At 36.3% G+C, this 26,979-nt stretch carries 25 protein-coding genes; 23 read left to right on the forward strand and 2 right to left on the reverse strand.

Annotated features, from left to right (window positions below; translation table 11 throughout):
- Positions 1 to 120: 120 nt before the first annotated feature.
- Positions 121 to 1,203 (forward strand): glycosyltransferase family 9 protein, encoded by a 1,083-nt coding sequence (locus tag J8281_RS13990; RefSeq protein ID WP_371812618.1) that lies wholly within the window; start codon positions 121 to 123, stop codon positions 1,201 to 1,203.
- Positions 1,204 to 1,274: 71 nt separating this feature from the next.
- Here the strand turns inward: J8281_RS13990 and J8281_RS13995 are convergent, their stop codons facing one another.
- Positions 1,275 to 2,327: a ferredoxin--NADP reductase gene (locus J8281_RS13995; protein ID WP_210198263.1), complete on the reverse strand. Its 1,053-nt coding sequence runs from the start codon at positions 2,325 to 2,327 to the stop codon at positions 1,275 to 1,277.
- A 188-nt stretch (positions 2,328 to 2,515) separates the two neighbouring features.
- Between J8281_RS13995 and J8281_RS14000 the strand changes: the two genes are divergently transcribed.
- Positions 2,516 to 3,988, forward strand: a complete 1,473-nt coding sequence (locus tag J8281_RS14000; RefSeq protein ID WP_210198264.1) for a DUF5687 family protein — start codon at positions 2,516 to 2,518, stop codon at positions 3,986 to 3,988.
- Between the two features lie 3 nt (positions 3,989 to 3,991).
- On the forward strand, positions 3,992 to 4,687 hold the full coding sequence (locus J8281_RS14005) for an ABC transporter ATP-binding protein (protein ID WP_210198265.1): 696 nt from the start codon (positions 3,992 to 3,994) through the stop codon (positions 4,685 to 4,687).
- 24 nt (positions 4,688 to 4,711) lie between these two features.
- Here J8281_RS14005 and J8281_RS14010 read toward each other — a convergent pair whose 3' ends face one another.
- Positions 4,712 to 5,266, reverse strand: coding sequence for an RNA polymerase sigma factor (locus tag J8281_RS14010; RefSeq protein ID WP_210198266.1), 555 nt, complete (start codon positions 5,264 to 5,266; stop codon positions 4,712 to 4,714).
- Between the two features lie 87 nt (positions 5,267 to 5,353).
- Here J8281_RS14010 and J8281_RS14015 point away from each other — a divergent pair, with 87 nt between their 5' ends.
- The 20 genes from J8281_RS14015 to J8281_RS14110 all read left to right on the forward strand — a co-directional run bounded on the left by J8281_RS14015 (position 5,354) and on the right by J8281_RS14110 (position 26,977).
- Positions 5,354 to 6,523: a FecR family protein gene (locus J8281_RS14015; protein WP_210198267.1), complete on the forward strand. Its 1,170-nt coding sequence runs from the start codon at positions 5,354 to 5,356 to the stop codon at positions 6,521 to 6,523.
- A gap of 84 nt (positions 6,524 to 6,607) precedes the next feature.
- Complete coding sequence (locus tag J8281_RS14020; protein ID WP_246849122.1) at positions 6,608 to 9,850, forward strand: TonB-dependent receptor; 3,243 nt, start codon at positions 6,608 to 6,610, stop codon at positions 9,848 to 9,850.
- A 292-nt stretch (positions 9,851 to 10,142) separates the two neighbouring features.
- Complete coding sequence (locus J8281_RS14025) at positions 10,143 to 12,782, forward strand: tetratricopeptide repeat protein (protein ID WP_210198268.1); 2,640 nt, start codon at positions 10,143 to 10,145, stop codon at positions 12,780 to 12,782.
- Positions 12,783 to 12,809: 27 nt separating this feature from the next.
- On the forward strand, positions 12,810 to 13,268 hold the full coding sequence (locus J8281_RS14030) for a polymer-forming cytoskeletal protein (RefSeq protein ID WP_210198269.1): 459 nt from the start codon (positions 12,810 to 12,812) through the stop codon (positions 13,266 to 13,268).
- A complete protein-coding gene (locus tag J8281_RS19975) occupies positions 13,210 to 13,464 on the forward strand; it encodes an AtpZ/AtpI family protein (RefSeq protein ID WP_371812619.1) in 255 nt (84 codons plus the stop codon). The genes J8281_RS14030 and J8281_RS19975 overlap by 59 nt, the downstream gene beginning before the upstream one ends.
- Positions 13,465 to 13,470: 6 nt before the next feature.
- Positions 13,471 to 13,848 carry a DUF6168 family protein gene (locus tag J8281_RS14040; protein ID WP_210198271.1) on the forward strand — a complete coding sequence of 126 codons (378 nt, stop codon included), beginning with the start codon at positions 13,471 to 13,473 and terminating at the stop codon, positions 13,846 to 13,848.
- A 121-nt stretch (positions 13,849 to 13,969) separates the two neighbouring features.
- A complete protein-coding gene (gene atpB, locus J8281_RS14045; protein ID WP_210198272.1) occupies positions 13,970 to 15,049 on the forward strand; it encodes a F0F1 ATP synthase subunit A in 1,080 nt (359 codons plus the stop codon).
- 32 nt (positions 15,050 to 15,081) lie between these two features.
- Positions 15,082 to 15,276, forward strand: coding sequence for an ATP synthase F0 subunit C (gene atpE / locus J8281_RS14050; protein ID WP_210198273.1), 195 nt, complete (start codon positions 15,082 to 15,084; stop codon positions 15,274 to 15,276).
- A 95-nt stretch (positions 15,277 to 15,371) separates the two neighbouring features.
- Complete coding sequence (locus J8281_RS14055; RefSeq protein WP_210198274.1) at positions 15,372 to 15,872, forward strand: F0F1 ATP synthase subunit B; 501 nt, start codon at positions 15,372 to 15,374, stop codon at positions 15,870 to 15,872.
- Positions 15,873 to 15,879: 7 nt separating this feature from the next.
- Positions 15,880 to 16,407 carry an ATP synthase F1 subunit delta gene (gene atpH, locus J8281_RS14060; RefSeq protein ID WP_210198275.1) on the forward strand — a complete coding sequence of 176 codons (528 nt, stop codon included), beginning with the start codon at positions 15,880 to 15,882 and terminating at the stop codon, positions 16,405 to 16,407.
- Between the two features lie 60 nt (positions 16,408 to 16,467).
- Positions 16,468 to 18,045, forward strand: coding sequence for a F0F1 ATP synthase subunit alpha (gene atpA, locus J8281_RS14065; RefSeq protein WP_210198276.1), 1,578 nt, complete (start codon positions 16,468 to 16,470; stop codon positions 18,043 to 18,045).
- Positions 18,046 to 18,080: 35 nt separating this feature from the next.
- A complete protein-coding gene (locus J8281_RS14070; RefSeq protein WP_210198277.1) occupies positions 18,081 to 18,422 on the forward strand; it encodes a four helix bundle protein in 342 nt (113 codons plus the stop codon).
- Positions 18,423 to 18,468: 46 nt separating this feature from the next.
- Positions 18,469 to 19,329 carry an ATP synthase F1 subunit gamma gene (atpG, locus tag J8281_RS14075; protein ID WP_210198278.1) on the forward strand — a complete coding sequence of 287 codons (861 nt, stop codon included), beginning with the start codon at positions 18,469 to 18,471 and terminating at the stop codon, positions 19,327 to 19,329.
- A 156-nt stretch (positions 19,330 to 19,485) separates the two neighbouring features.
- Positions 19,486 to 19,977: a hypothetical protein gene (locus J8281_RS14080; RefSeq protein ID WP_210198279.1), complete on the forward strand. Its 492-nt coding sequence runs from the start codon at positions 19,486 to 19,488 to the stop codon at positions 19,975 to 19,977.
- A 49-nt stretch (positions 19,978 to 20,026) separates the two neighbouring features.
- Positions 20,027 to 21,487, forward strand: coding sequence for a lipopolysaccharide biosynthesis protein (locus J8281_RS14085; protein ID WP_210198280.1), 1,461 nt, complete (start codon positions 20,027 to 20,029; stop codon positions 21,485 to 21,487).
- Between the two features lie 108 nt (positions 21,488 to 21,595).
- Positions 21,596 to 22,030, forward strand: coding sequence for a dUTP diphosphatase (dut, locus tag J8281_RS14090; RefSeq protein WP_210198281.1), 435 nt, complete (start codon positions 21,596 to 21,598; stop codon positions 22,028 to 22,030).
- A 511-nt stretch (positions 22,031 to 22,541) separates the two neighbouring features.
- Complete coding sequence (locus J8281_RS14095) at positions 22,542 to 23,558, forward strand: sugar phosphate nucleotidyltransferase (protein WP_210198282.1); 1,017 nt, start codon at positions 22,542 to 22,544, stop codon at positions 23,556 to 23,558.
- A gap of 85 nt (positions 23,559 to 23,643) precedes the next feature.
- Positions 23,644 to 24,975, forward strand: coding sequence for a lipopolysaccharide assembly protein LapB (locus J8281_RS14100; RefSeq protein ID WP_210198283.1), 1,332 nt, complete (start codon positions 23,644 to 23,646; stop codon positions 24,973 to 24,975).
- A gap of 83 nt (positions 24,976 to 25,058) precedes the next feature.
- A complete protein-coding gene (locus J8281_RS14105; protein WP_210198284.1) occupies positions 25,059 to 25,751 on the forward strand; it encodes a DUF4292 domain-containing protein in 693 nt (230 codons plus the stop codon).
- Entirely contained in the window at positions 25,748 to 26,977 is a 1,230-nt protein-coding gene (locus J8281_RS14110; RefSeq protein ID WP_210198285.1) for a murein hydrolase activator EnvC, read from the forward strand. The genes J8281_RS14105 and J8281_RS14110 overlap by 4 nt, the downstream gene beginning before the upstream one ends.
- The last annotated feature ends 2 nt before the right edge of the window (positions 26,978 to 26,979 follow it).

Consider the following 26,979-nt stretch of genomic DNA (forward strand, 5'->3'; position numbering starts at 1 on the left):
GCGTTCGAGCGGGCTATTCGCTATATCTTTTGTATACGAATGCCTCACAAGTGCTGCATTCCTATACAAAAGGATGCCGCTACTATCCCTAACGCAGCGTAATAAGAAGGAGTCGTTGTTTTGATCAGTAAAAAAGGAATTTCAAAAGAGCAAAAAGTCCGGGATAAGCATTCGGCGAACGATCATATTCTCATCATTCGACTGTCGGCCATGGGAGATGTTGCCATGACAGTACCCGTATTGAGAACGTTTAGCAACACATATCCCGATATAAAACTTATCGTGCTTACCAGAGCGTTTTTTGAGCCTGTTTTTTCAGACATCCCCAATGTAGAAGTGTATCCTGCCGATGTAAGCGGAAAGCATAAAGGTATAGTGGGCTTAACGCGCTTGTTTACTGAACTTCGTAAAAAAAACATTGATGCAGTTGCAGACCTACATAATGTACTACGTTCGAATGTATTGAAAACAATGTTCTCTCTTTCAGGCATACCAGTCGTTCAAATAGATAAGGGAAGAGAAGAGAAGAAAGCACTTACCAGAGCAACACATAAGATTTTTGAACCTCTAAAAACAACGCACCAACGCTATGCCGATGTTTTTGCAGACTTGGGCTACCCCATTGATCTTAGCAAGCATAAATTTCCCGAAAAACCGAGTTTAACTCCTGGCATCATAGAAATAACTCAAAATTCTACCAAAAAATGGCTGGGGATTGCCCCTTTTGCGCAATATGACAGTAAAACCTACCCTTTAGAGCTTATGGTCAAGCTTATCGAAATGTTAGACGCTCAAAATGAGTATGAAATTTTCTTATTTGGGGGCGGTAAACGTGAAATCGATATTTTGAACAACATAGGAAGTAAATACAAAAATGCCATTAGTATCGCAGGCAAACTATCATTTGCTGACGAATTGAAACTCATCGCTAATCTGGATACTATGGTAGCTATGGATAGTGGTAATGCGCATTTAGCTGCGATGTACGGTGTACCTACAATTACGCTATGGGGAGTTACTCACCCTTATGCCGGTTTTATGCCTTTTGCACAGCCGTTTGAGCATGCTATTCTGCCCAATTTGACAAAATATGATCAGATTCCCACATCAATCTACGGAAATAAAGTTCCTGCAGGATACGAAAAAGTGATGTATACGATCAAGCCAGAAACCGTAGTCGAAGTTATTAATAAGCAGTTATAACATTTTTTGTCATACAGGAGCAAAGTCGAGGTGTTGTATCCTCTAACAATTAATGGCAAACCTTTTCCGTATCAAACATCATCAAAATCTATACTAAGCGATGCACTGGTAGGGTGTGCCTGGCAGGCAAGGATAAGTCCTTCTGCGATTTCACCATCGGTTAGAATGCTATTTTTTTCCATCACCGCAGTACCTTCTGTAATTCTACAAATACAAGAACTGCAAACACCGCCCTGACAAGAATAAGGCGCGTCGATATCTTCATCTAGCGCTGCATCCAATATGGTTTTTTTCTGATCCATGGCAAACGTAAACTCCTCGTCGTCTACAACAACCGTAATATTGGTTTTTCCATCAAGATCGGCTTCAATTTCTGTAGCTTCACTACTACTGGTAAATAACTCAAAATAAATAGTGCCTTTTTCAATACCATTTTCGACTAATACATCGCTTACAACTGTAATCATTTCTTCTGGACCACATAAATAGAAGGCTTTAAACGAAATATCTTTAAATTTATTCTTAACGACATAATTGATAGTTGGTTTTTCGATTCTGCCAAAATGAGCGTTTTCTTCACGATGACGGCTATACACAAATTCTATAAATAAACGATCGGGATAGGCAATTTGAAGCTCTAAAAGCGCTTTGTGAAATATAGTTTCTTCTGGAGTTCTATTTCCAAAAACTAAAACAAAACGACTTTGTGGTTCTTCTTCTAGCACGGCTTTGATCATGCTCATAATCGGGGTAATGCCACTACCTGCTGCAAATGCGGCATAGGTGTGTTTGGCAGAGGCATCAGTTTCTAAAAGAAAATTCCCCTCTGGTGGGTGTACTTCGAGCACGTCGCCCTCTTTAAGCTGATTGTTGGCTACTGTAGAAAATGTACCTCCTTCTATCTCTTTGACCGCTACTTGAAGTATTCCGCTTTTTGGTGAGCTGCATATCGAATACGCTCTTCGAATTTTTTGCCCTTCTAGTTCAGTTTTTAAAGTAAGATATTGACCGGCAATAAACTCATATTCTTTTGCAAGATCGGCGGGAACTTTAAAAGTAATGGAAACTGCCTGAGGCGTTTCTCGTTCTATATGTTGTATCGTTAGATGATGAAAATCTGGCATCGCACTTTTTTTTGTAAAAATAACAAATGCAACAGGAGCAAACAGACTTTATGAAAAAATTTTAAACCAGTTCTATTTAAACTCGAATGCTAAGACACTTTTGAATAGGTATTTTGTAACAAAATCTTTTTTTTGATACTAAATAGGCGTAGAAGTGATTTAAAATCACTTTATAAACTGTTTTAAAAATGTTTCGACACTTTTTTACATTACAATGGAAATCATTTTGGAGGTCTGCATCTCTAACTTCCGGACTTTTCATGAAATTGTTTATGGGGTTCTGGGCGCTTTGGTTTGCAATTATGTTCACCGTAGCAGGAATGACCGTCTATGAATTCATTAAAGAAAGATTACACCTTGATCCTTTAGAAACTATCAATAAGTTTTTAATATACTGGTGGGTTTTTGATCTCATATTTAGGTATGTTTTACAAAAAATGCCCATAGTTAATAGTACACCTTTGCTATTGCTGCCATTTTCTAAAAATAAGATTGTATGTTTTGCATTGGCAAAAACAGTATTTTCTTTCTTTAACCTAATTCACGCTTTCTTTTTTATTCCGTTTTCTTTGATCTTAGCATCCAACGGATATCCGGCAATAGACATTTTACTATGGCTTATCGCACTAATCGCACTTATTTACAGTAATAATTTTTTGAATATACTGCTCAATAAAAAAGATAAATTAGTCTTTTTCGTAGCTGTACTATTGATACTATCGGCAACATTACAGTATTTTGAGTATTTTGATAGTACAGTCTATACAAGCTTGTTTTTTAAGAGCTTCTATAGCACACCCTTTATGGTTTTTGTACCAATACTCACACTGTTGGTATTGATTTTGGTGTCATTTACTTCTTTTGCTAAACAATTGTATCTCGACGCCGGAGTAAAAACAAAATACCGAACTGTAAAAACTGAAAACTTAGCGTGGTTAGATCGATTTGGCAGAACGGCAATTTTTTTAAAAAATGATGTCAAACTTATCAAAAGGAACAAAAGAGCTCGTTCTACAATTTTAGTAAGTTTTTTATTTCTTTTTTATGGGCTACTATTTTTCACAGGTACATTTAAGTCCTATGATAATCCCGTTTGGACAATTTTTGCCGCCATTTTTGTTACAGGAGGCTTTTTATTGAGTTTCGGACAATTTGTTCCTAGCTGGGATAGCGCTTACTATCCACTTATGATGAGTCAGAATATAAAATATAAAGAATATTTATCATCAAAATGGTGGTTAATGGTAATTGCAACCTTATTTTCGACACTTCTTGCTTCGGGATATCTCTATTTTGGTTGGGATGTGTATTTGGCAATACTAGTCACTTCAATATATAATATCGGAGTAAATTCACATATTGTGCTGTGGGCAGGAGCTTATGTAAAGACTCCAATAGATTTAACCAGTCATAAAAAGGCCTTTGGTGATAAGCAAGCCTTTAATACAAAAACTCTTATGTTATCCTTGCCAAAAATGGTATTGCCTATGCTTTTGTACGCCGTTGGCTATTATCTCTATAGTCCAAACGCCGGGTATATCTTAGTAGCAGTCGTTGGGATAGCCGGCTTTGCGTTTAAGGATAAGGTATTTAATATAATAGAACGTATTTATAAGTCTGAGAAGTACAAAACATTGTCAGCTTACAAACAAAAAAATTAACTAATGATAAATATTCACAAGCTCTCTAAAGTATATACAGGAAAAACAGTGCTCGAAATAGATCATCTTTATATAGAAAAAGGGAGTAATTTTGGGCTTGTGGGTAATAACGGAGCAGGAAAAACCACCTTATTTAGTGCATTACTAGATCTTATACAACCTACTACAGGCTATATTGAAAATAATACCGTAAAAGTTAGCGAAAGCGAAGATTGGAAGTCTAGAACATCGGCATTTATAGACGAAACTTTTTTAATTGGGTATTTAACTGCCGAAGAGTATTTTTATTTTATAGGTGAATTACGAGGTCAAAGTAAGGCCGATGTTGATACACTTCTTTTTAAATACGATGATTTTTTTCATGGTGAAATTCTAGGGCAAAACAAGTATTTAAGAGATCTTTCAAAAGGAAATCAGAAAAAAGTTGGCATAATAGCCGCTTTAATAGGCAATCCAGAAGTTATTGTACTCGACGAACCTTTTGCCAATCTAGATCCTACAACGCAAATTCGGCTTAAGAAAATCATCAAAAATCTCGCAGCTAATCCAGAAATTACCATTTTAGTATCTAGTCACGATTTAATGCACGTTACAGAGGTATGTCAACGTATTGTAGTGTTAGATAAAGGAGAAGTCGTAAAGGATTTGGCCACCTCACAACAAACACTCAAAGAATTAGAGGCGTATTTTACTAAATAAAGTGGTGTTTTAAAAAGCAATATGTTAAAAGAATAGTCCCGAGACATTGGTTTTTAAAAACCGAAGTGCTTTGCTAATATGTAACTCTACAGTTTTGGTAGAGATACCTAATAACGCTGCAATTTCTTTATGTTTTTTTTGCTCTATTCTGCTTAGTTTAAAAACTTCTTTACACCTTTTTGGAAGTTTTTCTATCGCACTTTCGAGTTTATGCCAGTCGGCTTCAATAGGATCCTCTTTTTGGTTATACATTTCAAAAAGTGTTTGCCATTTTATTTCATCTAGCGCGTGTAACTCTTTTTTTTGAAGCCTTAAATACATAAGAAATTCATTATGACACGAACGAAAGAGATAATTTTTAAGAGAAGTAGTAATCTTAAGTGAAGATTTTTTTTCCCAAAGGCGTAGCATTACATTTTGAACCAGGTCTTCAGATAACGTCGCATCGTTTGTAAGCTTATAAACATAGTTACATAACCACTTGTAGTAGCGATCGAAAAGAATTTCATAACTCTTTTCATCTCCGTTGGTCAATCCAGAAATAAGCGATATATCTATATTAGAATAACTCTGATCCATAACAAAATGGCTACTAAAGTAAAAAAAATTAAAATAAAGTAGGGGATTGATGTGATTTCTGCATCATATAGATGTAAAACGCACATAATGCACGATTTTTTAACAATAATTAGAAGATATTTAAAAGGGACGATCTCGACAGAAGAGAAAGAAGCATTAAAACGATGGGTAGCATCTGATCCTGAAAATGAGAGACAGTTTAAACAGGAAGTTAAAAATTGGTATAAGCAAGAAAAAAACGATCTGGATATTGATCCTAATAGCGCTTTTGAACGTTTTGTAAATAGAATAGATCAAAAAGAAAACAAGGTAATTACTTTAAAACCAATTATTAAAAGGATTATTTATGCTGCCGTGGTAACAGGTGTTATTTTTGGAGCATATACCTTTTTAAATCGTAATCTGCCCGTAACAAAAAAGACTCCGGCTGTAGTTGAAATAGATGAAGCACCTCTGGATAAAATCAGGATTGTGCAAGCCGATGGTACCACTAGCTACATAGGTACAAATGATAGCGATAAAATTATAGATGCTCATGGCCATCCTATTTTGCAAAAAGACCAGGATACGTTAGTTATTCAAGGTCAAAATTTGAATACCAAAACAGAATTTCTTGAAATTTCTATTCCGAAAGGAAAACTATTTCAACTTGCGCTGTCTGATGGCACCAAAGTGTGGTTAAATGCAGCGAGTTCTCTGAAATTTCCGAGAGTATTTAATGCTGGTGACCAATATCGAGAGGTACATCTTGTTGGAGAAGCCTTTTTTGATGTTACTACCAATAATGAACAGCCTTTTATTGTTAACACAGGAAAAGTAAATGTCGAAGTATTAGGAACTCAATTCAATGTATCGTCTTATAACGAGGATAGTACAGTAAAAACAACTTTGGTTGAAGGGTCGGTTGCGGTAAAAGATCCGGCTAATAAAAATAATCAACTCAAACTAACTCCCAACCACCAGGCGATATATAACAAAGACAATAAAATCTTAGCACAAAAAGAAGTGAATCCCGACATATATACTTCTTGGATGCGTAAAAAGATCATAGTACACAACGAACCATTTAAAGAGGTGTATAAAAGAATTGAAAGAACCTATGATGTTGAAATTACAAGTCTGAATGAAAAGCTAAATAATACGCATTTTACAGGAGAATTCGACATTGAAAGTGTACAACAGATATTAAACGTATTTTCAAAAACTATAGAGTTTACTTATGAAATAGAAGATAAAAAAATTACTATTAATCCGTAAAATAAGAAAGGAAGTGCGGCAACACTTCCTCTTACGGTTTGATTATTATTTAACTGAGTACTAACAACCAAACTTTTCAAAATTATGAAAAAAAAGGGTAATCGTACGCTACGTTCACACTTAGCGCACAAATCAAATGTATTAAAAATGAGGCTTACACTGGTTTTATTTTGCTTTTCCATCTTTCAGGTCATGGGAACCTCGGGGTTTTCTCAAGGCGAAATAGAACTCGATTTTAAAGAAACTTCAATCAACGAGGTTTTAGAAGAGATCCAAAATCAAACTATGTATAAATTCTTTTATATAAGTGATGATATAAATCTTGATCAAAAAACATCCATTAAAGTTAAAAAAGAACAAATAAAAGCGGTTTTAACATTGCTTTTCAGCCAAACGGATATTTCATATACCATAGTAGGAAAACAGGTCATATTGAAGAAAACTCCTTTAGCACCTCAAAAAATGACGCTACAAAAAGAGGTAACAGGTAATGTCAAAGATTCGAATGGAAGTCCGCTTCCTGGTGCCAATGTTTTGGTAAAAGGTACGACCATTGGCGCACAAACCGACTTTGAAGGAAATTTTACCATCAACGTTCCAGATGATAACACTACGCTAGTGATTTCATATATAGGCTTCGAGACCTTAGAAATAGACGTGTCGGATCAGGATTTTATAGCTGTCACATTAAAAGATGCCTCTGCACAATTAGAGGATGTAGTTATCGTAGGTTCTAGAAACCCAAGTCGTACAGCGGTTGAAACAGCCGTTCCTATCGATGTGTTGGATATTACAGAGATAGCCGCACAAGGACCACAAACAACTGTAAATGAAATACTTAATTATGTGGCTCCTTCGTTTACATCACAAACACAAACGGTTTCAGATGGTACCGATCATATTGATCCGGCTTCTCTAAGAGGATTAGGTCCTGATCAGGTTTTAGTATTGATTAATGGAAAAAGAAGACATAATACCGCACTGGTTAATGTAAATGGAACGGTGGGTGCTGGTAGTGTGGGAACTGATATGAATGCCATTCCGACAGCGGCGATTCAACGAATAGAAGTGCTACGAGACGGTGCTGCCGCGCAATATGGGTCAGACGCTATTGCTGGGGTAATAAATATTGTGCTGAAAAAGGCTACCAATACCCTGGATATTATCTTAAATACCGGAGCAAATTTTAGTAAAAACTCGAATCAGTTTGAGGGAGGAAGCGATGGTGAAAAAGTAACGGTTGATGTCAATTATGGGTTACCGATAGGGAATAATGGTGGTTTTATAAACTTCACCGGATCTTTATCTACCAGAGAACCCGCATTGAGAAATAGGGATTATCAAGGTGATATCTTTAGAGGATATCACGGTGCAGAACGTGTATTTGCCCAAAGTGGAGGTAACGTTGCCGAAATGACATTGGTAGATTATCAAACGGCAGCACAAGAAATAACATACCTGGATCAGGCAACCCGAGACCAAATCGCTGCCCTAGACGTTACCAATAACACAGATATCGAGATCCTAAGAGGTTTGTTAGATATCGATGTAGACGAAAGTGAACTTGCTGCCAGAGGTTTAACCCGATCTGATTTTAGGTTTAGAGTAGGTACATCAAAATTGCGAGAAGGAAAATTCTTTGCTAATATGGAAATACCGTTGGGTGAAGATGCAGAATTTTACAGCTTTGGGGGAATTAGTTATCGCGAAGGTTTGGCCTCTGGTTTTTATCGTAGACCTGCTCAAGGTGATGGGCGAGCCAATACGCCGGCATTCCCAAATGGATTCTTACCAAATATAGGAACCGATATTGTAGATAGGTCGATTGCTGTTGGGATTAGAGGTATAGTAGATCATTGGAATGTTGATTTTTCTAATACATATGGAACAAACACTTTTGATTTCAGAGTAACCAATTCTAGTAACGGAACGTTAGGGCTAGCAACTCCAAGAGATTTTAATGCTGGCGGACTTAGTTTTATGCAAAACACTACAAATTTAGACATCAGCAGATTTTATGAAGATGTTTTTAAAGGCTTAAATGTGGCGATGGGAGCAGAATATAAAGTAGAAAATTATACCATTACCGCAGGAGAAGAGGCCTCTTATGCAAGTTATGATATAAACGGAAATATTGTAACCAGTACAACTCCTGATACCGACCTGGTGAGAAATAATTTTACAGGCACACTACTTGGTGGAGGATCTCAGGTATTTAGAGGTTTTGATCCTAATAATGAAACCGACGAGTATCGAAACAGTATTGCCGGATATATAGATCTCGAAGCCGACTTTACAGAACGATGGCTGGTTAGTCTGGCAGGAAGATATGAGAACTTTTCAGATTTTGGAGATACCTTTAATTATAAAGTTGCTACGCGCTATAAAATCACTGAAAATTTCTCGGTTAGAGGTGCAAACAGTACCGGTTTTAGAGCACCATCTTTGCACCAACAATTTTTTAGCCGTACCAGTACCGTTTTTATAGAAAATCAACCTTTCGAACAAGGAACGTTCACCAATAATAGCCGAGCAGCAGATTTAATCGGAATTGCAGAGCTCGAAGAAGAAACTTCAAATAGCTATAGCATTGGACTTACGGCCAAAATTCAAAATTTTACTGTGACTGCAGATGCATATTTGATCAATATCGATGATAGAATTGTATATAGTGGTAACTTTGGCAACGGTGGCGATCCAGAATTAACACGAATATTTGAAGCCGCAGGAGCAACAAGTGCTCGATTTTTTGTGAATGCTATCGATACCAAATCTCAAGGTATAGATGTCGTGGTCTCACATAAAATCAATTTTGGTGAAGAAACCACTTTAAAAAATGATCTTTCAGCAACATTTGCCGAAACTGAGGTCGAAGAAATTCGTGTTCCGACAAGAATTGCTAATGCTGGGCAAGGCGGTAATTTCTTCGATGGGCAAGAAGAGGCATTTTTAACCTTAGCGCAACCTAGAACCAAAATAAGCTTGAGCAATGCGCTGTCATTCGGAAAATACAATGTTTTATTACGTAATGTCTTTTTTGGTGAAGTTACCGATCCAGATGATTTTAACGGGGATCCAAGAGTTGATGGAACCGTAGTAAGTGACGATGCTGTTTATGGAGGAAAAGTAATAACCGACCTTTCTTTCTCTGCAAAACTTCTAGAAAATCTGAGTGTCATCATTGGAGCAAACAATCTGTTAGACGTCTATCCCGATGAAAATAGAGAGGGAGGCACAGCAGGTGATCAATTTGTGTATTCCCGAAGAACCTCGCAATTTGGATATACCGGTAGATTTTTATTTGCCCGCATTAATTTCAAATTATAACCCTGTTTCGATATTTCAGTTTTTGTTTGTTAAGTCAGGCAAGGGTCTATTCGCCTTTGCCTGATTTTAGTTTACCCCCTATATCTTCTTTACGACATAAAATTAACCATTCTAAAAATCATATTAATGTTGAAAAAAGAGAATAAAACAAGGAGCACATGCAGAAAAATAGGTTAACCCCGTGTTTTTTTTGTTAAAGAAACGTATTTTTACCATTTACTTGCTATTTTATAGTCGGGCTATACACTAAAAAGCAAGTTTTTTAGTTATCACACGTATCAAATGATCTGGTTTGGGGAAAAAAGTATCACAAATCATCGTAGTATTGCTTATCCTATTCTTAGGATATGCTTGTTCGCGTAAAAAAGATAAGTTCGTTAATCGCGCCTGGCATGATGTAACTACAAAAAATAATACCTTATATAATGGTCGTTTAGCTTTTGCAACGGGGGGTGAAGAATTGATTCAATCTTATAAAGATAACTTTTGGGAACTGCTTCCTATAGAAAGAATGATCGTAAGCGAAGATGTAAGGCTTCCTAACGAAGTGCTAAATCAAAATTTTGATAAAGCTGAAGAAAAAGCAGTTAAAGCAATCCAAAAGCATAGCATGCTTATCGATGGCAGAGAGCGTAATCCTAAGATCGATGAGGCTTTTCTGCTTCTAGGAAAATCAAGATACTTTGAACAACGATTTATCCCGGCGCTAGAGGCATTTAATTATATCCTGTATAAATATCCCACCAGTAATACCATTAATCACGCAAAGGTTTGGAGAGCAAAAACCAATCTTAGGTTAGACAACAACGAAAAAGCAATCGAAGATCTAACAAGGATGATCGAGCAGGAGTATATGAAACCTCAGGATTATGCCGATGCAGTAGCCATGATGGCACAGGCCTATATCAACCTAAAACAAAAAGATTCTGCTACTACATACATTAATAAAGCTGCAGTACACACCAAAAACTTTGAGCAAAAGGGACGTTATTTATATATCAAGGGACAATTATTGAACGAGTTGGGCTATAAAGATAGTGCCAATTATGCATTTGATCAGGTGATCGCTCTCAATAGAAAGACCCCCCGAATTTATATGATTAATGCAGAAATGGCCAAAGCTAGAAATTTTGACTACGAACGAGGAAACAAGGAAGAATTTCTCGAACTGCTTACCGATCTCGAAGAAAATCGGGAAAACCGACCTTTTTTAGATAAAATTTACCATCAAAAAGCGGTATATTTTAAAACATTGGACTCGATTGATCTAGCTGTCGATTATTACAATAAATCGTTGCGTACCAATTCTGAAGATAAATACTTAGAGTCTTTAAATTACTATACGCTAGGTGACATCAATTTTGATAACAAAGAATATGCTATTTCCGGAGCATATTATGATAGTACATTGCAACGTATGATTGTCGATTCGAAAAGGTATCGTGTACTGAAGAAAAAGCGTGTCAATCTTGATGATGTCATTTTGTATGAAGGCATAGCACAAACCAACGACAGTATTCTTACCGTAGTTGCGATGTCACCACAAGAGCAATTGGCTTATTACTCGGCATATACAGATAAAATAAAAGCACAAGCTATAGCAGCTCAAGAAGCCGAGGAGATTGCCCAGATCAAAAGTCAGTTACCCACCGAGCAGCGTTTTGGACAATCCGGTACTTCTATCGGTACAGCATCAAACAACCAGCAGGCCGGAGGCCGGTTTTATTTTTACAATCAAACAACAGTAGCCTATGGTAAAACAGCTTTCAAAAGAACGTATGGCAACCGCGAGTTACAAGACAATTGGAGAGTGTCTAGTATTGTGAATCCGGGAGTCGTTGCCGAAGAGGTCGAAGAACAACAGGAAGTGTATACTATTGAGTCTGATCCTACTTTTAACCCTCAAACCTATATTGCGCAGTTACCTACAGAACAAGGTGTATTAGATAGTTTGCAGACCGATAGAAATTTTGCGTATTATCAATTGGGTGTTATCTATAAAGAAAAGTTTCAGGAGTATGATTTGGCAATCGATAAATTTGAGACATTGCTTCAAAATAATCCCGAAGAACGGTTGATCGTTCCTTCAAAATATAATTTGTACAAGATCTACACGGCACAAGCAGAGTTAGCAAATGCAAATAAATACAAACAAGACATCATTAATAATCATGGTGAATCCAGATATGCCAAGATTCTTCAAAATCCAAATCAGGAACTCGAGGATAAAGATAGTCCAGAGTCGATGTATAATCAATTGTACAAAGATTTTCAGAATCAAAAATATGCAGAAGTTATACGTAGAAGCGACTTGCTAATTACCAAATTTGGAGGAGATGACAACTTCTTGCCCAAATTTGAACTTTTAAAGGCCCAGGCATTAGGAAGGTATCAGGGGTTCGAAGCCTATAAGAAAGCTCTAAATTATGTGGCATTAAATTACCCTCAAAGCCCAGAAGGTAAGAAAGCACAAATCATGTACCAGGTAACCATTCCCCAGATAGAAAACAATGTATTTCTGGTTGATGCCAATGAAGATGAAAATCACAAGCTGGTCTACCCGTTTTCGACCTTTGGGGATCATCAGGCTATGGCTTTAAAAGAACTTATCGAAGAGATTCTGAAGGAATTAAAATACGATAAAATGAAAGTTTCTATAGATGTATATACTAAAGACCAGCAATTCGTAGTTGTACATACCAAAAGAAATAAATCTGAAGCTGAAGGTTTGGGTGAATTACTGTCGCTGGGAAAGACAGAAAATACTAAAGGTGTTGATCTAACGCGATGGAATCGTAAAAAGAAATATTACGAAAAAATAGAGGCACCGTATTTTACAATAGCATCGCCAAACTATAGAATACTTCAAATTCATAAAAATTTGGAAGAATATCAACAAGCCTTAGAACCAGACGAAGAAGAAACGAAATAAAATAATTAACAAATCCCTCTATAGATTATGTTTTCAGATAATAAAAAAGGAAGAGACCAAGGACCCATGACAGATTTTTCACGCAATCAGAACAAAATTTCAGAAGGCACTAAAATGGTAGGCGATATCGTTGCCGAAGGAGGTTTTAGAATCGAAGGAACAATTGAAGGAACCTTCAAAACTACCGGCAAAGTTGTTGTTGGTAAATCCGGATTCATACAAGGAACATTAGAATGTTCTGACGCCGATTTTGAAGGTAAATTTTCAGGAAACCTGAATGTTTCAAACACCTTATCTTTAAAACCAACAGCGCATATCGAAGGTGAAGTTACCGTAGGTAAATTAGCTGTAGAACCCGGTGCAAATTTTAATGCTTCCTGTTCTATGAAAGGCGGCGTAAAATCGTTAAGCAAACCATCATCAAGCAGTGAGCCAACAAAACAACCGCAAGCAGCCCAACCACAAGGACAAGGGAAGTCAGCTTAGGCGATTTGCAATACTAACGGGTATTGCTTTTGAAATGGGAGCCATTATTTTTTTGTTTGCCTATGTGGGCGAACAAATAGATACGTATTATGGGTTCGCAGAGCAATGGTCGACCATAGTTTTTGTACTATTGGGCGTGGCAGTTTCGTTGTATATTGTTATCAAGCAGCTTCATAGAGTTAATACGTCGAAATGATTACATATGCGCAGGCAGGCCATTAAATTTATAGTACTATTTATAATAGTAGTAGGATTAAGCTATATCGCTCATTATTGGATTGTCGATCATCTTTTTTTAGGAGGTCATATCGATATGGTACAAAAATCATATGGTTATAATGCATCTTTTACCTTTGTCTTGACTTTGATCCTTATTGCATTGAGCAAACGGTACAAAGATCAGATAGGTTTTATTTTTTTGGCAGGAAGTTTTATAAAAACAGGATTATTTTTTGCGATATTTGAGATGACAACATTCAAAATTGACAAAAATGTCTTTCTTAATTTCTTCATACCATATCTTCTTTGTTTGATTCTAGAAGTTTATTATGTTTCAAAAATTTTAAAAGCAGTTAAATAACTCATAATCATATATTTATATAGAATTAAGAGCACTTTAACTTATTTGTAAAAATAGTTTAAGAATCTAACTTAATTATGTACATTTGCACCGAAATTTAGGAACCGAATTTATACACGTAATGCAAAAACGTACTGTTGTTAAGATTTTATTGATTTTTACCTTTGTTTTTAACACATCAAACTTGTTTGCCAAAGAACCCGATAACGGAGAAGATGGCGGAAAAGTAAATACAAAATCTGAAATTGATGCGTATATAGAGCATCACTTGCAGGACACTCACGATTTTACACTTTGGTCTGATGGAGAAACAGGATCTCATGTTGGTTTTCCACTTCCGGTTATCTTATGGGATAATGGTTTAAAAGTTTTTTCTTCATCCAAATTTCATCATGGAGAAACCATTGCAGAAGTTGATGGTAATTATTACAGATTATATCACGGTAAAATTTATAAAACCGATGCAGAGGGTACTATAACATATGACGAGGATCAACATCCTACAAATCCTAAACCTTTAGATTTTTCAATTACAAAAAACGTAGTTACCATGATATTTGTGGGAATACTTATGTTTTTGTTATTTGGTGGTCTGGCCAGATCGTATAAAAAAGGAGCGCTGCCTACCGGTTTTGGCAGGGTACTAGAACCTCTGGTAATTTATGTGCGAGATGAAATTGCCATACCCAATATTGGAAGAGAAAAGCATAGAAAATTCATGGGCTTTTTGCTTACTGTGTTTTTTTTCATTTGGATTTTAAATTTATTGGGAATGACTCCTCTGGGCGTAAACGTAACTGGTAATATTGCCGTAACTGTTTGTTTGGCCTTATTTACCTATTTTATCACTCAGTTCAGTGCAAATAGAGAGTACTGGAAACATATCTTTTGGATGCCAGGAGTACCGGTAATCATGAAGATTGTTCTAATGCCTATCGAAATTCTGGGAACATTAACAAAACCTTTTGCATTATTAATACGTTTGTTTGCAAACATAACTGCTGGTCACGTGGTGATCATGAGTTTGATTGCATTAATTTTTATGGCAGACAATTTATACGTAATGACACCAATCTCATTACTATTAACCATATTTATATCAGTGATCGAACTTTTAGTGGCCTTTTTGCAAGCATTCATCTTTACGATGTTATCTGCTTTGTTTATTGGTTTGGCAGTTCAGGATCACGAGCATCATTAATAACAATTGTTTAATTATTTAATATTTATTTTATGGAAATTCCAGCTTTAGTAGGTGCAGGTTTGATCGTAATCGGAGCAGGTATCGGTTTAGGAAAAATTGGTGGTTCTGCAATGGAGGCGATCGCTCGCCAGCCAGAAGCTACTGGTAAAATTCAAACTGCGATGATTATTATCGCAGCGCTTTTAGAAGGATTAGCATTTGCTGCTTTAATTCTTGGAAAATAAGCAAAAATCCTAGAACATTATCTGTAACGGTTGGTTGCAGATAATGTTTACTTTAACAAAAATAATTAGACATCAAAAATTTAAGTACATAAGAAATGGATAAATTAATTAATGATTTTTCATTCGGATTATTTTTCTGGCAGGCCTTAATTCTTTTAGTGCTGCTATTTTTATTACGAAAGTATGCCTGGAAACCTATTCTAGATTCTTTAAATAATAGAGAAGAAGGCATCAAAAACGCTTTAGAATCTGCAGAAGAAGCTAAAAAAGAAATGCAAAGTTTGCAAGCAGATAACGAGCGCATTCTAAATGAAGCGAGAGCCGAGCGTGATGGTATGTTAAAAGAAGCGAGACAGCTTAAAGAAACGATGATTACAGATGCAAAAGCAGAAGCTCAAGCAGAAGCAGATAAAATCGTAGCTCAGGCGCAAGCCACCATTGCAAGTGAAAAGAAAGCTGCAATTACCGAGTTAAAAAGCCAGGTCGCTGAACTTTCAGTAGAAATTGCAGAAAAGGTAGTGCGAAAAGAATTAGCCAACAAAAAGGAACAACTAGAATTGGTTGATGCTATGTTGGGAGATGTTACTTTAAATTAATGATATCATGAGTAGAGCGGCAATACGTTACGCAAAAGCTGTTTTGAGTTTGGCTCAGGACAAAAAAGCCACGGGTGACGTTCAGAGCGATATGCAAACTATTATCGCTACGGTTAACCAGAGTGATGAGCTTAAAATGATACTGAATAGCCCGTTAATTAAGAACGAAGTAAAGTTGACTTCTCTGCGGGAGATTTTTAAAAATACAGGAGACATCACACAAAAGTTATTTGATATATTAATTCATAATAAAAGAGTTGATTTATTAGCTGATGTTGCCAAGCAGTACGTGGTTTTATTCGATCGCTTGCATCATACTCAGGTCGCAAAAGTGACTACTGCAGTGCCTTTAGACAAAGCTTTGAGTGACAAGGTTTCAGCAAAGGTTAAAGAGCTAACGGGTAATGAAGCTACTTTAGAAAACATAATCGATGAAAGTATCATTGGTGGTTTCATTCTAAGAGTAGGGGATTTGCAATACAACGCCAGTATAGCAAATAAGCTTACGAATTTGAAAAGAGAATTGAGTAATTAAACTATAAAATTAATAATAAGAGAGTAAGATTTTTATTTTATTCTTCTAAATTACTATAACATGGCAGAAGTGAATCCTGCTGAAGTATCAGCAATAATAAAACAACAATTATCTGGATTTGAAGCATCCGCTTCATTAGAAGAAGTGGGGACCGTATTACAAGTGGGTGATGGTATCGCACGTGTATATGGGTTATCTAATGCACAATATGGGGAATTAGTACAGTTTGATTCTGGATTAGAAGGAATTGTACTTAACCTTGAAGAAGATAATGTTGGGGTCGTACTTTTAGGTTCTTCTACAGAAGTGAAAGAAGGTGCTACCGTAAAGCGTACTCAGCGAATTGCATCGATTAATGTAGGAGAAGGAATTGTAGGGCGTGTGGTAGATACCTTAGGGAATCCTATTGATGGAAAAGGAGCGATCGAAGGTGAAACTTTTGAAATGCCATTAGAACGTAAAGCCCCGGGAGTTGTTTTCCGTCAGCCGGTAAATGAACCGCTTCAAACCGGTATCAAATCAATTGATGCTATGGTGCCCATCGGTAGAGGGCAGCGTGAATTGGTAATCGGAGACCGTCAAACGGGTAAAACTACCGTATGTATTGATACCATCCTTAATCAAAAAGAATTTTATGACGCTGGTGAGCCCGTATATTGTATTTATGTGGCTATCGGTCAAAAAGCATCTACAGTAGCAGGTATTGCTAAGGTTTTAGAAGATAAAGGTGCATTGGCATATACGACTATTGTCGCAGCAAACGCATCAGATCCTGCACCAATGCAGGTATATGCTCCTTTTGCCGGTGCGGCTATCGGAGAATATTTTCGTGATACCGGTCGCCCTGCGTTGATCATTTATGATGATTTATCTAAGCAAGCGGTTGCCTATCGTGAAGTATCTTTATTATTACGTCGTCCACCGGGGCGTGAGGCGTATCCGGGTGATGTTTTCTACCTTCACTCAAGATTGTTAGAGCGTTCAGCAAAGGTAATTGCTGATGATACGATCGCAAAAGACATGAACGACCTTCCTGATTCTATAAAAACAAAAGTAAAAGGTGGTGGATCATTAACTGCATTACCAATTATAGAGACTCAAGCAGGTGATGTATCAGCCTATATCCCCACTAACGTAATTTCTATTACCGATGGTCAGATCTTCTTAACATCAGACTTATTTAACTCTGGAGTGCGTCCTGCGATTAATGTAGGTATCTCGGTATCTCGAGTAGGAGGTTCTGCTCAAATCAAGTCGATGAAGAAAGTAGCAGGTACCTTAAAACTAGATCAAGCTCAGTTTCGTGAACTAGAAGCCTTTGCAAAGTTTGGTTCTGATTTGGATGCCGCTACATTAAACGTGATTGAAAAAGGAAAACGAAATGTTGAAATTTTGAAACAAGCACAAAACGATCCTTATACGGTAGAAGATCAAATCGCGATTATCTATGCCGGATCCAAGAATCTGTTGAAAGAGGTTCCTGTATCCAAAGTAAAAGAGTTTGAAAAAGACTATTTAGCATATCTTAACGCAAAACACAGAGACACATTAGATACATTAAAGTCAGGAAAGCTTACCGACGAAGCAACTGATGTATTAAGAGCTGCTTGTAAAGAAATATCGGCGAAGTACAAATAATTCAGAATTCGGAATGCTGAATTCAGAATTTATGTATGACGTATAAGAGAAGAAATAATATAATTGTTGATAAGAGTTTTTATTTTGGTTGTGATATTGTAAAATTTTGCAAAGAATTAAAAAAGAAGCATGAGTATGAAATAGCTAGTCAACTTATTAGAAGCGGTACTAGTATTGGAGCCAATGTAAGAGAATCACAAAGAGGAGTAAGTAATAAAGATTTCAAAAATAAATTAGCAATTGCATTAAAAGAAGCCGATGAAACATCTTTCTGGTTGGATATTGTAGAGGAAACCACAATGGAAGTTCCGAATCAATTAATCGAAAGGTGCGATGAACTTATAAGGCTTTTAGTTAGTATAATTAAAAATTCATAATTCTATCAATTCATAATTCATAATTCTGAATTCATAATTATAAAAAATGGCAAATTTAAAAGAATTACGTAATAGGATCACATCGGTATCCTCGACAATGCAAATTACCAGTGCTATGAAAATGGTATCTGCTGCAAAGTTGAACAAGGCTCAGATGGCAATTACGGCAATGAGACCCTACGCAGATAAGCTCACCGAATTATTGCAAAACCTTAGTGCTTCTCTAGACGGAGATAGTGCGAGCACATATGCAGAACAGCGTGAAGTGAACAAAGTATTGGTAGTAGCTATTGCTTCAAACCGTGGTCTGGCAGGTGCATTTAACTCGAATATAATCAAAGCAGTAAGAAATTTATCTGAAAATGAGTATGCCACTCAGCAAGTAGATTTTTATACGATTGGAAAAAAAGTAAATGATGTCGTTGCCAAAACGCATATTGTTGTTGCTAATAAAAACGATATCTACGATGACCTTTCGTTTACAAATGTTGCAACTGTGGCAGAAGAGTTAATGCACATGTTTACTACCGGTGCCTATGATAAAATTGTCATCGTTTACAATAAATTTAGAAATGCAGCTTCACAAGATGTTACTACAGAACAGTTTTTGCCTATCGTTCCGATAGAAGGAGATGCGATTACTAGCGCCGATTATATTTTTGAGCCGTCAAAAGAAGAAATCGTAGAGCAATTGATCCCTAAGTCTCTTAAAACACAACTGTACAAGGCGATACGTGATTCGTTCGCTTCAGAACACGGTGCGCGTATGACTGCTATGCATAAAGCAACAGATAACGCTACAGAGCTTAGAGATTCGCTTAAATTATCGTACAACAAAGCACGACAAGCTGCGATTACCAATGAGATCTTAGAGATCGTTGGTGGTGCAGAAGCATTGAATAGTTAAAATATGTCATTCCTGCCCTTCGTCTATCGCTCAGGATAAACTTCGGCAAGAATCTTAGAACTACATCAAATATGTAAAGCCTTACAAGGAAACTTATAAGGCTTTTCTTATTTTTGGCATTAGATTTGTCTTTCAGTATGATAAATAAGAATGATCATGAAAAATTTTAAAATGCTTTGCATTAAAATATGTATACTTTTAGGGGCAGTTACTTTTACGCAATGTGCTACTGGCCAAAAAATGGATAAAAACTCTGATTTGCAGATCAAAGACGCCTTTTTTCAGGAAATTCCTTCAGGAATAGCTAATGGTCCTATAACCTTATTCGTAAGTTTTAAAATTGAAGAAACTGCAACGATTCAGCTTACTCATGCTTTTTTTCGAGGGAAGAAAATTGCGTTGAAGAAATCAAAGACATCAGAACATACCTATGAAGGGCAGTATACCTATCCCGAAAAGTTACATGATTTAATCATGAGCGGTGATCCAAAAAAGGAATTCGGCAACCAGGTACCAAAAATAGAAGAACCAATTCCTTTTGAGCTTACAGGAAACGAATGTATGCTGCAGTATATCGATGACGGGAAAGAAAAAGTGTTTAAAATCAATACCCTTAAAGAGAAAGCATTGAAGAATATACCGATGTAAATCAGAGGATAAAAAATTGTATTTTTACAACTACGATTAGATTTAGCCATTGAGCATTTTTCAAAAACTATTTAAACAGACTTTTATTTACGGACTGGCAACTGTCTTGCCTAGAGTTCTAGGCATTATATTAGTACCGTTATATGTCGATGTTTTAGAAACCAATGATTATGGGGTTTATGCCTCATTAATGGCGCTTTTAATTACTGGCAATATTCTATTCTCTTACGGAATGGAAACGGCTTTTTTTAGATTTATCAATAAAGAAGGAAGCGATAAAAAAGAGGTACAATCGACCGTATTAACGACGTTAACGATCTCTACACTCTTTTTTTTTGGTCTAGGAGTAGTATGTAGAGAACATCTTGCAGTATTTCTGGAGTTTGACGTGCAATACATCACATATGGTTTAGGTATACTTTCGCTGGATGCTTTGGTAGTACTACCTTTTGCCTGGTTTCGCGTAAATGAGCGCCCCATTCGATATGCAATACTTAAAATATTGAATGTAAGTATTAATTTCGGACTTAATATATTTTTCTTTTTGATATTGCCCGTTTTGGCTAACCATACGAACTCTTTCTGGGATGCGATATATTTTAAAGAAGATTTGGTATCCTACGTGTTCATCGCAAATTTGGTGGCCAGTTTGCTTACATTTTTCATGGTACTTTCGCTTTATTTTAAAATTGGATTTGGATGGAATAAGGCAATTTGGACATCAATGATAACATATGCATTTCCAGTACTTATCGCAGGAGTAGCTTTTTCTATCAATGAGGCATTTGATAAACTGCTTTTAAAATATATCTTGCCGGCCGATATTGCAGCATCAGAAGTAGGAATTTATGCCGCCTGTTATAAGTTAGGGGTGTTTATGACACTGTTTAGTACTGCCTTTAGATTAGGCATAGAACCTTTTTTCTTTAATCATGCCAAGGCCAAAAATGCAAAAGAAACCTATGCTAAAATTACACTTTATTTTTCTGTGTTAGGAAGTTTAATCTTATTGGGTGTAGTGGTGTTTTCTGATGTTTTAAAAAAACTTCTGATTCCAGACTCATCGTATTGGGAAGCTATGGTAATTGTTCCAATCATTCTCTTGGCAAATCTCTGCCTGGGCTTATATCACAATCTTTCGGTTTGGTATAAAATTACAGATAACACGAAGTTTGGCGCCTATATTTCTATAGTTGGCGCTAGTATTACGTTAGTTCTTAATTTCTTACTCATACCGCAGTATAGCTATGTCGGATCAGCCATTGCCACCTTGGCAGCATATGGTATAATGATGTTCTTATCTTGGTATTTCGGAAGAAAATATTACCCCATTCCTTATAATTTAAAAAAGATAGGAGTATACCTCATCACATCAATCGTGTTCTCGATACTATCTTTTTATGTTTTCCAAAGTAATTATATGATTTCTATTCCGTTGTTACTCCTGTTTTTAGTAATTTTATACGCTCTTGAGCGTAAAGAATTTAAACAAATTTTAAAAAGATATTAGAAATCAAAAGCTGTTTTCGGTCATCTCGAGCGTAGTTGAGGGCTATTCAGGTTATGCTGAGCGCATTTTTAATTATACGCAACGTGACAGTGACATATAAAAATTTATATGCAAATAAAAATTATTAATCGATCACCACACGATCTTCCTAATTACGAAACCATTGCCTCTGCAGGGATGGATTTAAGAGCAAATGTTATAGAACCTATCACGTTACAACCTCTTGAAAGAACTATAGTAAAAACAGGTATTTTTATAGAACTTCCTGTAGGTTACGAAGCACAAGTAAGACCAAGAAGTGGATTAGCAGCCAAAAAAGGGGTCACTGTGCTAAATGCGCCAGGAACTATCGATGCAGATTATCGAGGAGAAATTGGTGTTATTTTGGTAAACCTTTCCAATCATGATTTTACCATCGAAAACGGAGAGCGAGTAGCCCAATTGGTAATAGCAAAGCACGAGCGTGCCGAATGGATAGAAGTAACCGAATTATCTGAAACTTCGAGAGGCGAAGGCGGATTTGGAAGCACGGGAGTAAAATAGGTATGAATGATGAGGTATGTGGTATGAGTATAGCTTTTAATTTAAAATTAAACATAAGCTCCTCCTTCTTTTAGGGGGAGGTGTCGAAGGCGGAGGGGGTTTTATTGGCACCGCCAAAGGGTATAATACTCTGAGGCTTGTCTCGAAATTGAAAAATTGTTTACAACGAATGCCTCGTGGGCTTGCCCCGAGGTAGTTTACCAAAATAGAAAAACTATTAATTTAACCCGGTTTATGCATTAGAATTTCGTTATGAGGTTTGAAAATGCACGACAAAGCATTGCTTTGGGCGAGATGTAGCGCTGGAAGAGTGTTTTCTAAGTTTCAGCATAGCATCGCTACGGTGAAACTTAAAAATACAACGTAGTGCTTGGTTTTGCAGTAGTTTAAAGCCGTAATAGATTTTCTAATGCATAAAACGGGTTTAGAATCTAAACATCCATAATTCCCCCTTTGAAGAGGACAAGGGGGTTGTATTAAAAATCAATAAACAACAATAAACAAAAAAAGAATGAAAATAATTGTACCTATGGCGGGCAGAGGTTCTAGATTAAGACCTCATACACTTACAGTTCCAAAACCATTAATTCCGGTGGCCGGTAAACCCATCGTGCATCGATTGGTATCAGATATCGCCAGAGTGTTAGCTGAACCTATAGACGAAATTGCTTTTGTTTTGGGTGATCCTGCTTTTTTTGGGGATGACGTGGTTGCCAGTTTAACCGAGTTGGCACAAGGCCTTGGTGCAAAAGCTTCTATTTACCGTCAAGACGAACCATTGGGTACAGGACATGCTATCATGTGTGCAAAAGATTCACTCTCGGGACCTGCCGTAATTGCCTATGCCGATACATTGATTAGAGCAGATTTTAATCTGGATAAAGAAGCTGATGCAGCTATCTGGGTAAAACAAGTAGACCAACCAGAAGCCTATGGGGTAGTGAAGCTTAACGATAAACGTCAAATTGTAGAATTGGTAGAAAAACCAAAAGAATTTGTGTCAGACCTTGCGGTTATCGGGATTTACTATTTCAAAGATGTAGCAGTGCTTAAAAATGAGTTGCAATATGTGTTGGATAACAATATCATTAACGGAGGTGAGTACCAGATTAACGATGGTATTAAAAGAATGATGGCCAATAACAAAACGTTTGTTACCGGTCAGGTAGACGAATGGATGGACTGTGGTAACAAAAACGTAACGGTAGAAACCAATACACGAATGTTGGGCTTTTTACAAAGCGATGCAGAAGAATTGGTAAGCAAAAATGTAACCTTAGAAAATTCAACAATACATCCACCTTGTTACATTGGACAAGACGTCATATTAAAAAATACAACAGTTGGACCAAATGTTTCTATAGGTGAGGGATGTGTTCTGGAAAATACGACGATCAAAAATAGTTTGGTTCAGACCAAAACTGTCATAAAAAATGCTAACTTAGACAATGCAATGATAGGAAATAACGCGATTTATGATGGAAATTTTAAAACAGTGAGTATCGGCGACTATTCTGTTTTAGAATAATATACCACCTACAATCAGGTTTTCAGTCTGTTCTATGAGTAAAAATGGTATACATATATGTTTCTCAATACTATTCGTCATTTTGATGGGGAACGTAATGATGTATGCGCAAGAGATAGAGCCAAAAGAAGAATTAAATATCGATGATTTGGGAGAGGTTTCAGATGAATTTCAAGAAAACTTCTTTGAAGCACTTATGCAAAAGGCAATTACGAATTATGATAAAGCAATTAAGGCATTAGAAAAATGTATTGAAATTGACGCTGAACCGATTTTTTTGTATTCAGAATTAGGGAAAAACTATTTGGCACTTAAGGTGTATGAAAAAGCCGAAGAGAATTTAAAAAAAGTACTTGAGGCTCAACCCAATAATAGATATGTGCTAGAACTTTTGTATGAAGTATATTTTCAGCAACGTAATTATAAAGCATCTATTAAAATTGTGGAAAGGTTGGTACCCTTCGATAGTATGTTCAAAGAGCAATTAGCAAATTTGTATTTTCTTGAAAAAAGATATGATGATGCGCTAGAGGCTCTTGATCAGCTCAATGATGAGTATGGGGTTGACAATTACCGTACCCAATTACGAAAAAGAATTACCGCAAAAATAACAAATCCCGATAGCAGAATAGCAATTCTTGAGAAGAAGATAAAAAAGAACCCGAAATCAGAACAAAACTATCTGAATTTGATCTATATATACAGTCAAAATAATCAGAGCGAAAAAGCTTTTGAGACCGCCAGACAATTACAAAAGGTGAAACCAAATTCAGAATTGGTACACCTGGCATTATATAAATTCTATTTGCAAAACAACGACGATAAAGCGGCTATGAACTCAATGCAAATAGCCTTACAAAGTAAGAAAGTAGATACGGCATCTAAATTTAAAATAATAAGTGATTTTTTACCGTTCTTAGATAAGAATCCGGAGTATGAGATAAAATTATCTGAAATTATGTCTCTAATCGATAGTAATCAGGATAATGCCAAGGTATTTACAGCGTTAGGCCATTTTTATTATAAAAAAGATCAAAAAGAGCAAGCCCTTAATTTTTATGAAAGAGGTATAAAAAGCAATGCCAGCGATTTTGCGCTTTTAAGAAGGATTTTATTATTACAGTTAGACCTAAAACGCTATGAAAAAGCAGCTATAGGAAGCCAAATGGCGTTAGAAATGTATCCTGCACAACCTATTTTTTATTTGGTGAATGGCGTTTCGTTGATTCACAGTGATAAAGCAGAAGAAGCCATAGAAATCTTATCTTTAGGCATTGATTATATTATTGATAACCAAAAAATGGAATCTGATTTTTATACACAAATGAGTATGGCGTATGAAAAACTAGGAAATACAACAAAAGCTTCAGAGTATCAGCAAAAAGCAAGTCAACTTCAGAAAAATCAAAACGGTTAATGTATAGAATTTTTTACGTATTGTGCCTTTCATTACTACTACTAAGTTCTTGTAAGGGGTCCAAAACGGCTACAGGTATAAAAATGAAAAAACTGAGTGCTCAAAAGGTTATTGCTAATCATTATAACAATGCGTTTAATTTTACTACGCTTCATGCCAAAATTAAAGTGCGATATGATGATGGAAAAAATTCGTATAGTCCTTCTGCTACTTTGCGTATAGAAAAGGATAAAGCGATTTGGATTAGCGTTAAAATGTTGGGAATCACACTGGCAAAAGTACTAATCACTCCAGAAAAGGTGAGTTACTACGAGAAAATCGAAAATACGTATTTTGAAGGAGATTTTTCGATGTTGAGCGAATGGTTGGGCACCAAAGAACTCGACTATCAAAAAATACAGCAAATGCTACTAGGGCAAGCACTTTTTAATTTGAGAGACGACCGGTACGAAGCTGCTATTGTTGAAGAAACCTACCAACTTCAGCCCAAAACCGAATTAGCGTTATTCGAGCGTTTGTTTAGAATACATCCCGATAGTTTTAAGATGAGTACCCAGCATATAAAGCAAACAGCAGAGAACAGAATGCTTACCATAAGCTATAACGGCTACCAAAAAATCGGAAATCAGGATTTTCCCAAAGAAATTAATATCGAAGCGTTGCAAAAAGACCAAAAAACCACAATAAGTATCATCTATAAAATGGTAGATTACAATGCGCAAGTAAGTTTTCCGTTTAAAATACCATCAGGTTATAAGGAAGTTACTATTCAATGAATTCGATAAGGGTATTATATGGTGTTATATTATTATTGATTGGCAATCCTTTGTTTTCTCAAAGCACAAAGCAACAACAGCTTGAAGAAGAGCGACAACGTCTTCGAGAAGAGATTGCACAAATGAAACGGTTACGAGAAGACAACAAGAAAAAAGAGCTATCGGTACTTGATCAGGTAGAAGCTATCAATTCTCAGATAAGCACCAGAGAAAACCTTATAAAAATTACAAATCAACAGGCTAATCTGTTAACACGCGAAATAAATACGAATCTAAAAAAAATAGATGTGTATCGTACCGAATTAAAAGCGCTTAAAGCAGATTATGCTAAAATGATTAAGAAATCCTACAAAAGTAAATCTCATCAGAGTAGAATCATGTTTCTGTTATCATCATCCAACTTTGCACAGGCGTATAAACGATTGCAGTATATGAAGCAGTATAACGAGCATCGTAAAGAACAGGCAATTCGAATAGAAGGCAATGCACTGGAACTTCAAAGATTGAACCGCGATTTATCCAAACAAAAAGAAAATCAACAAGCGCTCATCACAGAAAATAGAGAGGCACAAGACAAGCTCTTAAAAGAGAAAAAAGAACAACAGGTACTAATGGCCTCAATTCGCAAAAAGCAAGGGGTATATACAAAGCAAATCAAAAAAAAGCAGGAGCAAGCTAGTGCAATTGATAGGGCGATCGAGAAGTTAATTCGCGAAGCCATTGCCAAGGCAAATAAAAAAGCAGGTAAGAAGGTCACCAATAAGGGCTCTGCAACTACATTTGCATTAACAGCAGAGGCAAAGTTGGTAGCCGATAATTTTACAGCTAATAAAGGTAAATTGCCCTGGCCAGTAGGCACCGGTAGAGTGACCAAAAAATTTGGTCGACAGCCACACCCTACACTACCTAATATACAAATTAATAGTAGCGGGGTAGAAATTGAAACCAGAAAAGGGGAGAAGGCCAGAGCTATATTTGAGGGCGAAGTAATTGCCATTCAAAAATTAAAGGGGGCCAGTCGCTTAGTTCAGATTAGACATGGTAATTATATTACGACCTACTATAACATTGAAAATATTTCGGTAAAGGAAGGACAACAAGTTAATACCAAGCAAGCCATAGGCGAGGTTCGAGTGAACCCTACTACCGGAAGGGCTATTATGAAATTTTTGATTTATCAAAATGCGAAACGCTTAAATCCGCAAAGTTGGATTTACAGAATGTGAAT

It is taken from the genome of Aquimarina sp. U1-2 (assembly GCF_017897595.1).
Taxonomy (GTDB): domain Bacteria; phylum Bacteroidota; class Bacteroidia; order Flavobacteriales; family Flavobacteriaceae; genus Aquimarina.

Bases quoted from the DNA above. Each gene is read 5' to 3' on its own strand.
- J8281_RS14105 (WP_210198284.1), top strand. From the start codon at position 25,059: ATGAAAAAACTGAGTGCTCAAAAGGTTATTGCTAATCATTATAACAAT.
- J8281_RS13995 (WP_210198263.1), bottom strand. From the start codon at position 2,327: ATGCCAGATTTTCATCATCTAACGATACAACATATAGAACGAGAAACG.
- J8281_RS14110 (WP_210198285.1), top strand. From the start codon at position 25,748: ATGAATTCGATAAGGGTATTATATGGTGTTATATTATTATTGATTGGC.
- J8281_RS14030 (WP_210198269.1), top strand. From the start codon at position 12,810: ATGTTTTCAGATAATAAAAAAGGAAGAGACCAAGGACCCATGACAGAT.
- J8281_RS14005 (WP_210198265.1), top strand. From the start codon at position 3,992: ATGATAAATATTCACAAGCTCTCTAAAGTATATACAGGAAAAACAGTG.
- J8281_RS14020 (WP_246849122.1), top strand. From the start codon at position 6,608: ATGAAAAAAAAGGGTAATCGTACGCTACGTTCACACTTAGCGCACAAA.
- dut (WP_210198281.1), top strand. From the start codon at position 21,596: ATGCAAATAAAAATTATTAATCGATCACCACACGATCTTCCTAATTAC.
- J8281_RS14100 (WP_210198283.1), top strand. From the start codon at position 23,644: ATGGGGAACGTAATGATGTATGCGCAAGAGATAGAGCCAAAAGAAGAA.
- atpB (WP_210198272.1), top strand. From the start codon at position 13,970: ATGCAAAAACGTACTGTTGTTAAGATTTTATTGATTTTTACCTTTGTT.
- atpA (WP_210198276.1), top strand. From the start codon at position 16,468: ATGGCAGAAGTGAATCCTGCTGAAGTATCAGCAATAATAAAACAACAA.
- J8281_RS14010 (WP_210198266.1), bottom strand. From the start codon at position 5,266: ATGGATCAGAGTTATTCTAATATAGATATATCGCTTATTTCTGGATTG.
- J8281_RS14040 (WP_210198271.1), top strand. From the start codon at position 13,471: ATGCGCAGGCAGGCCATTAAATTTATAGTACTATTTATAATAGTAGTA.
- J8281_RS14015 (WP_210198267.1), top strand. From the start codon at position 5,354: ATGCACGATTTTTTAACAATAATTAGAAGATATTTAAAAGGGACGATC.
- J8281_RS14000 (WP_210198264.1), top strand. From the start codon at position 2,516: ATGTTTCGACACTTTTTTACATTACAATGGAAATCATTTTGGAGGTCT.
- J8281_RS14080 (WP_210198279.1), top strand. From the start codon at position 19,486: ATGAAAAATTTTAAAATGCTTTGCATTAAAATATGTATACTTTTAGGG.
- atpE (WP_210198273.1), top strand. From the start codon at position 15,082: ATGGAAATTCCAGCTTTAGTAGGTGCAGGTTTGATCGTAATCGGAGCA.
- atpH (WP_210198275.1), top strand. From the start codon at position 15,880: ATGAGTAGAGCGGCAATACGTTACGCAAAAGCTGTTTTGAGTTTGGCT.
- J8281_RS14055 (WP_210198274.1), top strand. From the start codon at position 15,372: ATGGATAAATTAATTAATGATTTTTCATTCGGATTATTTTTCTGGCAG.
- J8281_RS14095 (WP_210198282.1), top strand. From the start codon at position 22,542: ATGAAAATAATTGTACCTATGGCGGGCAGAGGTTCTAGATTAAGACCT.
- J8281_RS14070 (WP_210198277.1), top strand. From the start codon at position 18,081: ATGACGTATAAGAGAAGAAATAATATAATTGTTGATAAGAGTTTTTAT.
- atpG (WP_210198278.1), top strand. From the start codon at position 18,469: ATGGCAAATTTAAAAGAATTACGTAATAGGATCACATCGGTATCCTCG.